Consider the following 13,176-nt stretch of genomic DNA (forward strand, 5'->3'; position numbering starts at 1 on the left):
TGATGACCGTCGGTGCTATCGTCGGCGGAGCGGTGCTGATCGCGACGGGCGTCGGCGCTCTAGCCGGCCTCAATGTCGCGGCCATGGGCATCAGCACCCTGACGGGGTCGCTGACCGTCGGACAGCTGGGAACGCTTGCGTCGGGCCTGGCGGCCGTCGGCAGCGCGCTCGACAAGCCGAAGTCCTCGGGCTCCGGCAACCCCGGCGACTGGACGTCCAATCCCGACCAGCCGACGCCCTTCCTGTTCGGTCGCATGGGCGTCGCTGGCAAGATCGTCCACCGCGACGAGTTCGGCCCCGACGACAACATGTATCAGGGCATCGTCGGCGTCCTGTCCGGCGCCGGCCCGATCAAGAGCATCCTCGGCTTCAAGGGCGACGACCAGCCGGTCACCTTCGACGGGTCCGGCAAGGCCAACGCCTCGCAGTGGACCGGCGAGATGTGGATGCGCTACCGGATGGGCGACCAGCCGGATACGGCGCTGGTCTCGCCCTCCGGCCTGAAAAGCGGCGCGACGCTTCCGGAATGGGGTTCCGCGCACAAGCTGTCCGGCAAGGCCAGCTACCTGCAGGTGCTCGGCGAGAACTCCAAGCGCACCGCCTATCCCAACGGCGAGCCTGTTCCGCAGCACCTGTGCGAGGGCATCTACGGCTGGGACGGCCGCTATGACGACACCTGGCCGGGCGGCATGGGCGATTGCCGCCTCGGAAACCGCTCCACCTATCGCTACATCACCGACCCCATCATCGCCGGGTTGAACTGGGCGCTCGGCCTGGTCGAGAACGGCAAGATCGTCGGCGGCATCGGCGCGTCGATTGACGGCGTGGACGTCGACAGCTTCCTGCAGGCCGCGAACGTCAGCGAGGCCAACGGCTGGACCATCAGCGCCTGGCCCGACACGTCGGAAGACGTGTCAGTCGTGCTGGACCAGATGCTTCAGGCGGGAGGCGCATCGCGGGCGCGCCATTCCGGCCGGATCAGCTGCGTCACGCGGGGCGCGGTTCTGCCCAGCGTCGTGACCGTCACCGAGGCGGACCTGGCCGGGCCCATCGAACTCGACACCGGCGCGACCCTGTTCAACCGCCTGACGACCATCACGCCCAAGTTCATGTCGGAAGCGGCCGGCTGGCAGCCCGTCGCGGGCTCGCCTGTGAGCTTCCCCAGCCTGATTGAGGAAGACGGCGTCGAGACCGGCGACCAGATCGACTATCGTTTCGTCCCCGTCGCCAAGCAGGCGGCCGAGCTGGCGGCGCTGGACATCCTGGACGCCCGCGAGCCCTTCTCCGGCACGGTTCCGCTCAAGCCCCACATGCGCCGGCTGAAGCCCGGCAGTCGGTTCACCATCGACGCGCCCGGTCTGTTGCTGAGCGGGGTGAAGTGCATCGTCCTGGGCCGCTCCTATACGGCGCAGACGGGCGAGGCGCGCATCAGCTTCCGGTCCGAGACGGACGGCAAGGTCGATCTGGCGCTCGGCAAGACCACGACCCTGCCAGCGTTCCCGAATCTTAGGCCGGCGGACCCGACCTTCGTCACGGCGCCGACCGCCGCAGCCTGGACGATCACCCCGCGCGCCGCCGCCATCGACGGCACACAGACCCCGGGGTTCGACGTTGTCGGCGCCGTGGAAAGCGCGACCGCGACCGGTCTGCTGGTCGAGTGGTCGCCGGCCGGGGCAGATCAGTGGACGGCGGAAGGCGGCATCTGGCCCGCCACCACAACCGGCGTGCCGATCACGGGCGTCCAGTCGGGCGAGGATTACGATATCGGCCTGTCCTATGTCCGGGGTCAGAACACCTCGGCGCGGACGGTCTTCGGGCCCTACACGGCGAGCCAGCTGGTCGCGCTGTCGGCCGGTGACGCGGCTGCTCTCGCGATCCTCGAGCGCATCGGCTCAGACAACTGGCTGACGAAGAACGAGAAGCCCGAGGTCGTGCGGACCTACCAGGCGCTGACGGCGGATTACAATGGGCTGCTGGCCCAAGCGCTGGCGCAGGGCGTCAGCAGCGCGGCCTACAACACTGCGGTCGTGGGGACGCTGAACCCCTATCTGGACGGCCTGTCGCCAAGCCTGACGGACTACACGACGGACACGCCGATTGTAGGCACGACGTTCGCAACGCGGTTCCGCGACGCCTTCGTGGCGCGCGAGGCGCTGAGGACTGCGATCTCTGCCGCCATCGCCGTTGTCGCCGAACAGGCGGCGGCGGATGCGGACACGGCTCTGGATGCGCTGGCTGACATCGCCAACGACAACATCCTGACCCGTGGGGAGAAGCCCGCCGTCATCCGCCTGTGGCTGGCGATCGACGGGGAGAAGGTCGCGCTTCAGGCTCAGGGGGTGGCCGGCGGCGCGGGCGCGGCGGCGGCGACAACCGCCTATGTCGCGGCCTATTCGGATCTCGGGACCTATCTGGCGTCGCTGTCGCCGGGCTGGTCGGACACGGCCAATGACACGCCCATTGTTTCGGCCACGTTTAACGAGGCGTTCGAGGCCTATTACGTCGCCAAACAGGCCCTGCTCAACGCCCTGATCGGAGTGGCGGGAATCGACGCTCAGACGGCCCTGGCGCGGCTGGCGATCATCGACAGCGACGGCTACCTGTCCAGGGGCGAGAAGCCCGAGGTCGAGCGCCAGTATCTCGTCATCTATGCCGAATATCCGGCCCTGTCAGCGCAGGCTCTGGCGATCGGGGAGACGACGCAACGGACGGCCCTGATCGCAGCCTATGACGCCCTGACGTCCTATCTCACCGGCCTGACGCCCGCCTGGAACAACCCAGAGTCCGACACGCCCGTAACGGCCGGGGTGCTGGCCGCCCGGTTCTCGGCCTACGCCGGGGCCAAGAGCGCGGTGCAGACCGCCTTGCTGGCCATCGTCGGGGCGGATGCGGCCGATGCCCTCGACCAGATTGACGACATCACCTCGGACAACATCTTGTCGCCCGGCGCCGACAAGCGGGTGGTCATCGGTCAGGTTGGAGCCATCAACACCGAGGCGTCCAGCATCGCGGCCCAGGCGGCGGCAGTCGGGGTCAGCAGCACCGCCTATACCGACGCAATCACGGCGCTGAACGCCTACCTGAACGGCCTGTCCCCTGTCTGGAGCGATGTCACCCAGTCGACGCCCATCTCGGGAACCACGCTGCGCAGCCTGTTCCTGGCCTGCGCCGGAACGCGGCAGTCGGTGCTCAACGCGATCTCGGCCGCGATCGGGGCCGATGCCGCCGAGGCGCGGGACAGGATCGCGGTCATCGCTTCGGACAACCAGCTGTCGCGCGGCGAGAAGTCGGAGGTCATCCGGCAGCATCAGATCATCAACGGCGAATATCCGGGCCTGGCCGCCCAGGCGTTGGCGCGAGGCGTGAGCAGCACGGCCTATGCGGCCGCGATCAATGCGCTGAACGCCTATCTCGACGGGCTAACGCCGACCTGGTTCGATCTCAACGTCGACACCCCGATCACGGGCTCGACCCTGCGGACGCTGTTCGTCAACTGCGCCACGGCTCGCCAAGCGCTGATGACGGCCATCGACGCCGCCCTCGCGACTGACATCGGCATCGAGCGTGACCGGCTGAACCGCATCGCTTCGGACAACTGGCTGACCGCCGACGAGAAGCCCCAGATCGTTCGCGACTGGACCTTCCTGACCTCGGACTATGCGCTGCTGATAGCCCAGGCGGCCTCATTCGGGGTCAGCTCCTCGGCCTACAGCACGGCCGTCGGGGCGCTCAACACCTACCTGGCGGGCCTGTCGCCCGCCTGGAACGACTACACGACCGACACCGTCATCGTCGGCTCCACCTTCGCCACCAAATTCACTGACGCCGACACGGCGCGCACGGCGCTGAAGGTCGCATTGACGGCGGCCGTCGGCGCCGATGGGGCGGCGGCCAACGCGCGCCTGCTGGCTCTCGCCGCCGACAACATTCTGGCCAAGGAGGAAAAGCGGCCCGAGATCGCGAAGTACGCCGAGTACGGTGCCGAATACTCGGGGCTGATCGCGGCCGCCGCGACGGCCGGGGTGACGACAGAGCGCACGACCTACATCAACGCCTATGCCGCGCTGGGAACCTATCTGTCGGGCCTGTCACCATCGTTCAGCGACCAGACGCTGGACACGCCGATCGTCGGCTCGACCTACGTCTCGAAGTTCTCGGACTATGTGGCGGCCAAGACCGCACTGCTCAGTGCCATGGCGAACGCCGGGGGCGGGTCGGTCGTGATCATCCGACAGGTTCCCTTCTTCGGCTTCATCGGCCCCACGACCAGCTATCCCAACACCGGAATCGCCGTCACCGAAGCGACCGCCTATCCCAGCGGAGGCCGGTTCTACATCGAGTTCTCGAACGCCTTCATGAGTTCGGACGCTAGCGGCGTCAGCCCCGCGGCGCGCGGGATCATGCGGGTGGTGATGTATCACCCCACGGGCAATGTGCAGGTCGGGGCCTACGTCAATCCGGAGACCGCCAGCCAGGACTACCTGGCGTTCGACACCGCCGGAATGGCCGTCGCGCTCGACAACCCCGGCGCGGGGACGGTCCAGTTCCAGCTGCAGTGTGCGGGCGGATCCCCCAACGACGGCTCGCCCGGCTCCGTCAACGGCACGATGAAGGTCACCTACGTCAAGTGACCGACGCGAGCGCCAGGGTCGGGCCGCTGCCTGCACGGGCCTCATAGACCTCACACCCCTTGCCGACACCCGGCCCTGAAAGGACCCTCCATGAACGCCACCGAACGCGCGGCCACCGCCGCCGCCGACACCGCCGCTTCCGAAGAGGCGCTGAAGGCGCTCGGCTCACAGATCTGGGCCTCGCATGAGGCGGGGGCCTATCCGACCGGCCTGCCGCCCCAGCTCGCGCGCACGCTGAACCTGGCGCAGGCCTTCGGCTGGACGCCTCCGCCGCTGCCGATGCCCGGCGCGGAATAGACGCGAACCCGGTTCGCCACCCTTCCCCCATCCCCTGCCTGAATGCTGGAGACGACCATGACGCACGCGGTATCGACCATTCCGCTCGCGATCATCGCGGGCAAGGATTTCGCCCATTCCTGGGAGATCGCCCAGACGGCGAGCGGCCCCGCCGAGGACCTCTCCGGGGTCGGGGCGGTCGAGTTCCGCATGGCGCGGGTCGGGCTGCCCGCGACCGATACCCTGGTCTGGTCGATCACCTCGGGTCACTTCTCGATCGTCGGCAGCGAGATGGTCCTGACCGTCGCCGGAGACGAAACCCAGACCATCCCCACAGGCAGCTGGACATGGCTGCTGTCCTATGGCGCGAGCGAGGCCGAGACGCCCCTGGTGACCGGCAAGTCCGTGGTGACGGTCGAACCCTGATGGCGGACCGCATCATCATCGCCCGCGCGCCCGACCGGGTGATCGTCGGGCCGTCCACCACGCGGGTTCTCACGCCGCCTAGCATGCGGATCGTGACCGGCGCGCGGGGCCGGCCCGGCATCAACGGCGCGGGCTTCGAGTTCGTCCAGAACAGCCCGTCAGCGGATTGGATCGTCAATCACAACCTCGGCTTCCGGCCCACTGCAACCGTCCTGTCCGCGGGCGGCGTCGAGGTCTTGGCCGAAGTCGTCCACGCCTCCACGAACCAGCTCCGCGTGATCTTCCCCCAACCGCAAACCGGCAGCGTTCGCTGCATCTGATTTCCTTGAAAGGAACTGACCATGGGTAAGCCAATCCTCTCCGACTTCGACTTCTCTGGCGGGGCGAAGATCACCGGGCTGCCGCAAGCGGTAGCGTCCGGGCAGCCGGTCACGCTGGATCAAATGAACGCCGCCCTTGAGGGGCTGGCGTGGAAGGACGACGTGGTCGCCGCCTCAACGGCGAACATCAACTTGTCGGCACCGGGAGCGACCATCGACGGCGTGACCATGGCTACGAACGACAGGTTCCTGGCGAAGGATCAGACGGCCGGGGCCGAGAACGGCGTCTACATCTGGAACGGAGCCTCGACCGTCGCGTCGCGGGCCTCCGACATGAACGTCTCGTCCGAGTTCAACGCTGCCGTGGTGCCGGTTCGCTCTGGCACCGTGAACAGCGGGACGACCTGGCGTCAGACGGCCGCCAACCCGACCGTGGGTACGACGTCGATCGCCTTCTCCAGTTTCATCGCCGGCGCGGCCGCAGCCTCGGAGACCACTGCGGGGATCGCAGAGACTGCGACCCAGGCCGAAACCGACACTGGAAGCGACGACCAGCGCATGGTCACGCCGCTGAAGCTGGCCAACTTTTCCGGCCGGGCCAAGCGGTATTCGACAGACGTGGGTGACGGGTCAGCGACCTCCTACACCGTGACCCACAACCTCGCGACACGCGACGTTATGGTGAACGTGCGCCGCAACAGCGGGGCCTATGAGCAGGTCCTGGTGGACTGGGGCGCAACGACCATCAACTCGATCACGCTGATCTTTGCTTCGGCGCCTGCGGCGGCACAGTATCGCGTCACCGTTACGGCCTGATCCGATGCAGGTCTTAAGCCCAGCTTTTACCAACGGGTCTGGAACAAGCGCCTTCGACACCAAGGCGACTGGCGCGGATTTCCGCACGGGCACCGACGACACGAAGTTCCTGACGAGCAAGTCGGTGTTCGACGCCGCTGCGCCCGTCGGCCTGACCGACGCCGCGACCGTGGCCGTCGATCTGGCGTCGGGCCAGAACTTCACCCTGACCCTGGCGGGCAACCGCACCTTGGGCGCGCCAACGAACGCCAAGGCCGGCCAGAGCGGCGTAATCACGATCACCCAGGACGGGACTGGTTCGCGGACGTTGGCCTATGCCTCGGCCTACAAAAAGCCGGGGGGCACCTTGACGCTTTCGACGGCGGCAGGGGCAGTCGATGTCCTGTCCTATTACGTCGAGACCGGGGGCGGTTCGCCGATCATCCGGCTGGGCCTGTCGAAGGCATTCAGCTGATGCTGGCCGCAATCACGCCGGGATTTTTGACGGGTGGGGCGGGGCCGCATCCTACTAATCAGGCGCTATTTACAAGTGGTGTAAACTGGATTGTCCCGGCCAACGTGACGACTATTTGTATTGTCGCCATAGGCGCTGGTTGCCCTAAACATACGAGAGCCAACGGGTTTATATATGGTGGATCAGGCGGGGCGTTGTCCTACTCGAACAACATTGCGGTAACGCCCGGCGAAACGCTTCTTGTCACCATAAACTCTACCGAAACCAAGATTACGCGATCTGGAACTTCTATTGTGGCGGCTGCTGCTGGCACGTCAAACATAGGAAGCGGACAGGCCAGTCTTGGAACAGGACAAGTTAAATACTCAGGGGGCGACGGGGCAGAAAATGCGGCGGTTTTGGGGGGCGGCGGTGCTGCGGGTTACACGAGTGACGGCGGCAACGCACTTGCCGGGCAAGGTTATGGCGGCGGCGGCTCTGGAACTCCCCTCACGGGCGGTGGCGCAGGGGCACCCGGAAACTCGGGGAACAGTCAATACGCAAGCCCTCACGGCGGGACTTATGGCGGCGGTGCTGGTCAGCTAGGTTCCGGTGAGCTTGGACAACCGGGGCCGGGCGGCCTCCGCGTCATCTGGGGACCGCTCCGCGCCTTCCCTAATACCAACACCGGCGACCTCACCCCCGTCCCCTGACTTTGACCCAAGCCACGCCTCGCCTCGGCCGCCTTGTATCGGCTGATCCATCGGAAGGCGCATGTCCGCGGGTGACCACCTCGTGCCTCACCTGGCATAAGAGGGCGTCGTCGCGCTCCTCGGCGGCGTCTTGACGGCCTAGGCACAGTGGGTCGCCCTGGCCGGCGGAGCGGGGGTTGGTGTCGGCCAACTGGCCCTAGAAAAACCAGAGCAGCGGCAGGGCAACAACGAGCACGGCCACGGCGCGGTTGTGGCGGTGAAGAAACGCAAGGGTTTCGCCGAACATCAGGTCCGTCCTCTCAGGGTCGCCACCCTCCGCTTATCGACATGAACCTGGTGTGAAGCCCACGCCTCGCGTCGGTTGACCACCCCTCCCTCAACATCGGCGCGGAGTATCGCCCATGGAACGCGTCGTGAAGTGGCTGGAGCCTTGCTCCGCCGCCGGGATCGGGGCCGCGTTGAACCTGACGGTCAGCGCGGTCGCTTATGCCGGGGTCATAGACGCCCGGTCGGTCGATCCGCAGTGGGTCGCCCTGTCGGGCGCAGCCGGCGGGCTGGTCTCCGCCCTGGTCCACATCGGCGTCGTGTCCCTCGCGGCCGAACCGGCGGGACGTCGCGAGATCACCCGCGCCCTGATCGAAGGCGGGTTTGCCATCCTGGTCGGCGCTCTGGTCGCCGGCTTTTGGGGACCCAGCGCGGCCCGCTTCTGGCCCGCAGCATCACCGTCCGATCTGCGCGCCATCGGGTTCGGCGTCGGCATGGCGGCATGGCGGTTCGCGCCCGGCCTGTTCGGCGCCCTCAAGCTGTTCTCCAACCCGGCAACTCTGAGAGACCTCGCCCTGCGGTGGCTGACCTCCATGGGAGCCAAGCCATGACGCCGGTCGACACCCTGGGGTTTGTCGGGGCCGCCATCACCGGGGCGACGGTATTCGCGCGGACCGAGCTGCTCCGGCCCAGCGTCAAGAGCGCCTATGCCAGCAACCTCCTCGTGCGCCTGCTGATGGACGCCACCTCACTGGCCTGCGTCTTCGTGGCGTTCGAGATCTGGGGTGGGGCGCATCTGCCGGACGCCGTGGCTTGGTTCCTCGCCCTGTGCGCGGTGACCTCGACGGCGATGCTGATCAGTATGAACGTCCATGACGGTCGGCTGGTCGTCGCCGAGGTTCGCCAGGCAGACGCAGCCGTGGTCGCCGATGCAGTCTATGAGGCCATGCCCGCCGCTATGGACGCCGCCAACGCCCGGCTGCTGGACAAGCTGGACCCGACCGTTCCCGGCTATCGGTTCCCGGACAGTCCGCCCGGCGACTGACGCGAACCCGGTTCGCCTAGGTGAAGGCCGCCGTCAGCGTGACAAGCCCGCTGCCGATGGTCACGAAAAGCCAGAAAGCTTCGATGCGCGAGAGATCCATTCGGTCAGAAGACCCGCGCGATCTGAAGGTTGCGTTAACTCGCGTTCACCCTAGCGCCCGATCCAGTCCCAGACCGTCAGCCCGATCATCACCGCGACAGCGATGATCATGAGCGTGATCCAAACCCATTCCTCGTGGTCGCGGCGTCGCATTGCGCTTCCTCCGCTGGTCTTCCCGGCGAAACGACCCGGCGGGCTTGGAAGAGGGTTGGAACCAGCCGGGTCGTCCGCTCCGAGGCCTGATCCTCGTTGCCCGGTCAATATAACACGGACGGACGTTGTGCGCCAAACCCTCAACAACCAGAGATCACCAGAAGCCTGATCTCGGTGACTGCTTGGCGTTGATTTATGGCGGCCCGGCCTCGCGAGGGGAACGCGGGGATAGCGGGGGCCGCACACCGGGCAGCAGACGGCCCGGCGTCCACACTCTGCCAATGCGCACGCTGTGCGCCAACCCCCGAATATCGGAGATTACGATGGACGTGCGCGACCTTCAGCGCCGACTGCATGCGCTCGGCTGCTATGCAGGGGCGATCGATGGCTCATTCGGCCCGGCCAGTAAGGCGGGACTGAAAGCCGCTCTGACGGGCACCCGGGACCGGCTGGCTCCCGAACAGATTGCGGCCGTGGCGGCGAGCCTAGACCTGACCCCGGCCCACGTCGGCGCGGTCTATGACGTAGAAAGCCGGGGCAACGGCATGGCGTCGGATGGTCTGCCGATCATCCTGTTCGAGCGCCACTGGTTCGCGCGCCTAACCAATGGGGCCCACAACGGTTTTGCCGCGATCTCCAACTCCAAACCCGGCGGCTATCCGAAGACGCAGGCGGAGCGCTGGGACCAAATGCTGAAGGCGGTCGCCCTAGCCCCCGACGCCGCCTTGCAGTCCGCCAGCTGGGGGCTGTTCCAGATCATGGGCTTCAACCACGCAGCGGTCGGACAATCGACGCCCTGGGCTTTCGCCCGTGAGATGGCAGCCGGCGAGGGCGCGCACCTTCAGGCCTTTGCCGCCTTCATCAAGTCCAAGGGGCTGGTTGACGAACTCCGGGACAAGCGGTGGGCCGCATTCGCTCGCGCCTACAATGGGCCGAACTACGCCATCAATTCCTACGACACCAAGCTGGCGGCCGCTTACGCCGCACGGGGCGGAAGATGACCCCGCGCGCTGTGTACCTATCGCTGGCCGTGGTCGGCGCGTTGGCCCTGCTGACCCTCGGCTACTGCCAGGTCACAGGCCCGTCGCGCGGAGCCGCCCGGCAGGCTCGCGACGACGCCACCATGGCCCAGACCCGCACAGAGTCCGCGGTCGAGGCCATCTCCGAAATCGGCAAGCTGGAAGGCCGCGCCGGTGTCACCGAAACCCAAGTCCTGGAGGCTGAGAATGCAATCCGCCAAGCTGCTCCTGCTGACCGCGACCGCGTCGCTCGCCATCGTCTCTGCGTCCTGCAGCACCGTCCCAATTGCGACCGGCTGCTCGGAACTGGCCCGACCGATCCTGGACCGGGAAACGCCGCACGCTGAGATCGGCGACAGCGGCGACGTTGCTCTGGACTGGCAGCTCTACGGGACCGCCGAGACCGGCCAACTGACGAAGGCGAACGACGACAAGGTGACCGGGTTCGCGATCATCAATGCCTGCGAGGTCAGGGACGCGACGATCACAGCGAGGCTGAACCGACCGTGGTGGCGAACGCTCTTGCCGGGCTAGCTGGCCCGAATTCCGACCACGACCCCAGCGTCGAGCCCCCGGCTCCGCATCATTGGCCCGCCCGCTCCTTCACCGGGGCGGGCGGACTTTTTTGCGTTCGGACCGCGTTCGGTCATACCATGTACCGGGTCGCTCGGCTCGGCGGCGCTAATGCCAGGATGAGACGGAGTAGCCGTTGAAAATCCCCTTTCTGACAGTTGGCCACAGCCTTGATGTTCGAGATGAAGACTGGTTGAGCATTCAATCGCTCATAAACCTGTGCTGTACACAAACTCACGCTGCCACGATGCAGCTCTTGCAGTTCAGAAAGTTCTCTGAAGAGTACGCTTGGAGCGGCGACAGGGAAGGAGAGTGGCTTGCTGACCGAGATGCGCAACTTCTGATCGTTAGGAAATTTGAAGGAGAGTTCGGGCAGCCCAGGCCGAACGCCAAGCAGATGAGAGATCTAATCGCAGAAGCGCAAAAATTACATCTTCAGCAAGAGTTTGAGGCCGGTCGTACTCCTCGCCAACTTCAGCACGCAGCGATATTTGCCCACGCGGAGGGCTTCGTGATCAATATTCACAGGGTACGCTCTGGGATCAGCGCCTTGGGGGTCTTTCAGGGCTTAGAAAATGCAGCCGAGGCGGCCTTAGGCAGAGTCGATGAGGCCTTGCCCCACCTGAACCGCGTCCGGAATTCCATCGCGCACCTCGACGAGCGCATCCTAGGGCTAAAGAATGGGAAGAAGCGTATCAATACCCAGTCGCCCGGCATCGTTGTCGGCAACCTCTCCAACGAAGGCTACACGACCCTCTGCGAAGATGGCGCTCAGCATACCGTCCCTATTGATGAGCCGACCCTATTTCTGATCAGGGATGCACTGCAGAGCGTTTTTGACCAGTTGCCGCTGGCAGTGCCGGGCTGGCTTCCCTCGCCCTCGCAATAGCGTTGCACGGTCACGCAGTTGTCGATGCAGGCCCCGACCGTTCCGGCGCAGGTCGGTATGAGGCAGCCCATCAGACCGCGAGGCTGTTCGCCGGTCGTCGCAGGTTCAGGCGGCGGGCCTGCATGCCGGCGGCGGTGATGTCGAACTTGCCGGGATTTCGGTCGCGGATCTCGCGCAACAGGGCGCGGGCGCCGACCAGGGCCTCGGGACCGCTCGCCATCATCAGCATCACCGCGTCCATCAGCTGGTCAGCGGTCTTCTCGTCTTCGTCCATGTCGTCCTCCTGGGCGTCAACCCGACAGCCCCATTGAGGCGAACCGGGTTCGCTTTCCGATCCCTGACCATTTCCACCTCCTTCATCCATGCCTCACGTCCGGGGCGGGATCGGCGCGCTGTAACGCGCCGATCTGCGGGAAAGCGCCCGCACGACAGGACCGATCGGCCGTCCGGCCGGTCGCCGCCCCCGCTCACGCGAGCCGGGGACTCCTACTCGTGCAAAAGGCCCCTTCGCAATGAAAAGTTCTCGTAATGTTCTCATCGTCACCCAGTCGCCTGTGGGCGATTGCGACCCGCCAGCAGCGTGGATGGGCGGCAAGCGCCACCTGGCCCGCAGGATCTGCGCCGCCCTGGCCGCAACGCCGCACACCGCCTACTGCGAGCCGTTCATCGGCATGGGCGGGGTCTTCCTTCGCCGCCGCGTGCGACCACCGGTCGAGGTAATCAACGACATCTCCGGCGACGTCGTCACCCTATTCCGCGTGCTGCAGCGGTTTCCCGAGGCGCTGCTGCGCGAGCTGAAGTGGCGACCGGCGATGCGGGCCGAGTTCGACAGGCTGAAGGAGATGCGCGACTGCGACCTGCTCGACATCGAGCGCGCGGCGCGATTCCTCTACCTGCAGACCTTGGCGTTCGGAGGGAAGGTCACCGGCCAAAACTTCGGCACCGCCACCAGCCAGCCCCACAACTTCGACCTGGCGCGCATCGAGCGGCGGATTCGGAGGCTGCACGATCGCCTCGCCGGGGTGGTGATCGAGAACCTGGACTGGCTCGACTTCCTGGCGCGCTACGACAAGGCGGAGACGCTGTTCTACCTCGATCCGCCCTACTGGGGCTGCGAGGGCGACTATGGTTCCGGGCTGTTCATCCAGGGCGACTTCCAGCGCATGGCAGATCGCCTGCAGGCCGGGAAGGCCAAGTTCCTTCTGTCGATCAATGACCGGCCGGAGGTGCGGGAAATCTTCGCCTGGGCAGACATCGAGGCCGTGAAGACGACTTACTCCATCGCAGGCGGCGCGCACGTGGACACGAATGTCGGCGAGCTGCTGATCGGCAGGGGGGTTGAGCTGGCGCCGGCGGCGGCGCAGGCGAGGCTGATATGAGAACGCACCGGAAACATCCTCCGGGACTATTCCGGGACATTCCCTCCGATCCGGCGCGTGTGGCTACGATTTGTTCCGATCTCGGCAACGAGCGCCTCGCCCCCGCAAGGCGTAAGTCTCTGTTTTCATTGAATGCGCTG

General features: G+C 66.2%; 13 protein-coding genes. 12 read left to right on the top strand and 1 reads right to left on the bottom strand.

Translation table 11 applies throughout. The annotated features are described in order from the left end of the window. The first annotated feature begins 2 nt into the window (after window positions 1–2). The 11 genes from ACP7AZ_RS04615 to ACP7AZ_RS04665 all read left to right on the top strand — a co-directional run bounded on the left by ACP7AZ_RS04615 (window position 3) and on the right by ACP7AZ_RS04665 (window position 11,657). The gene (locus tag ACP7AZ_RS04615) at window positions 3–4,631 is read left to right on the top strand and encodes a hypothetical protein (RefSeq protein ID WP_426036519.1); all 4,629 of its coding nucleotides are present in this window, start codon (window positions 3–5) and stop codon (window positions 4,629–4,631) included. A 90-nt stretch (window positions 4,632–4,721) separates the two neighbouring features. Continuing rightward, entirely contained in the window at window positions 4,722–4,928 is a 207-nt protein-coding gene (locus ACP7AZ_RS04620; protein ID WP_426036521.1) for a hypothetical protein, read from the top strand. 57 nt (window positions 4,929–4,985) lie between these two features. After that, on the top strand, window positions 4,986–5,333 hold the full coding sequence (locus ACP7AZ_RS04625) for a hypothetical protein (protein ID WP_426036523.1): 348 nt from the start codon (window positions 4,986–4,988) through the stop codon (window positions 5,331–5,333). After that, entirely contained in the window at window positions 5,333–5,653 is a 321-nt protein-coding gene (locus tag ACP7AZ_RS04630; RefSeq protein WP_426036525.1) for a hypothetical protein, read from the top strand. Before ACP7AZ_RS04625 ends, ACP7AZ_RS04630 begins: the two co-directional genes overlap by 1 nt. A 21-nt stretch (window positions 5,654–5,674) precedes the next feature. Beyond that, window positions 5,675–6,469: a hypothetical protein gene (locus ACP7AZ_RS04635; RefSeq protein ID WP_426036527.1), complete on the top strand. Its 795-nt coding sequence runs from the start codon at window positions 5,675–5,677 to the stop codon at window positions 6,467–6,469. 4 nt (window positions 6,470–6,473) lie between these two features. Next, entirely contained in the window at window positions 6,474–6,923 is a 450-nt protein-coding gene (locus ACP7AZ_RS04640) for a hypothetical protein (protein WP_426036529.1), read from the top strand. 1,093 nt (window positions 6,924–8,016) lie between these two features. After that, window positions 8,017–8,490 (top strand): hypothetical protein, encoded by a 474-nt coding sequence (locus ACP7AZ_RS04645; protein ID WP_426036531.1) that lies wholly within the window; start codon window positions 8,017–8,019, stop codon window positions 8,488–8,490. Then, window positions 8,487–8,924: a hypothetical protein gene (locus ACP7AZ_RS04650; protein ID WP_426036533.1), complete on the top strand. Its 438-nt coding sequence runs from the start codon at window positions 8,487–8,489 to the stop codon at window positions 8,922–8,924. The genes ACP7AZ_RS04645 and ACP7AZ_RS04650 overlap by 4 nt, the downstream gene beginning before the upstream one ends. 575 nt (window positions 8,925–9,499) lie before the next feature. Continuing rightward, the gene (locus ACP7AZ_RS04655; protein WP_426036535.1) at window positions 9,500–10,177 is read left to right on the top strand and encodes an N-acetylmuramidase domain-containing protein; all 678 of its coding nucleotides are present in this window, start codon (window positions 9,500–9,502) and stop codon (window positions 10,175–10,177) included. A gap of 225 nt (window positions 10,178–10,402) precedes the next feature. Beyond that, window positions 10,403–10,729 (top strand): hypothetical protein, encoded by a 327-nt coding sequence (locus tag ACP7AZ_RS04660; RefSeq protein ID WP_426036537.1) that lies wholly within the window; start codon window positions 10,403–10,405, stop codon window positions 10,727–10,729. A gap of 175 nt (window positions 10,730–10,904) precedes the next feature. Next, window positions 10,905–11,657: a hypothetical protein gene (locus ACP7AZ_RS04665; protein ID WP_426036539.1), complete on the top strand. Its 753-nt coding sequence runs from the start codon at window positions 10,905–10,907 to the stop codon at window positions 11,655–11,657. A gap of 70 nt (window positions 11,658–11,727) precedes the next feature. On the opposite strand, the gene ACP7AZ_RS04670 is transcribed toward ACP7AZ_RS04665, so the two are convergent. Continuing rightward, entirely contained in the window at window positions 11,728–11,931 is a 204-nt protein-coding gene (locus tag ACP7AZ_RS04670; protein ID WP_426036541.1) for a hypothetical protein, read from the bottom strand. A 310-nt stretch (window positions 11,932–12,241) separates the two neighbouring features. Here ACP7AZ_RS04670 and ACP7AZ_RS04675 point away from each other — a divergent pair, with 310 nt between their 5' ends. Then, window positions 12,242–13,036: a DNA adenine methylase gene (locus ACP7AZ_RS04675; protein WP_426036543.1), complete on the top strand. Its 795-nt coding sequence runs from the start codon at window positions 12,242–12,244 to the stop codon at window positions 13,034–13,036. The last annotated feature ends 140 nt before the right edge of the window (window positions 13,037–13,176 follow it).

This window comes from Brevundimonas sp. DC300-4, assembly GCF_049897365.1.
In the GTDB taxonomy this organism is placed as follows: domain Bacteria; phylum Pseudomonadota; class Alphaproteobacteria; order Caulobacterales; family Caulobacteraceae; genus Brevundimonas.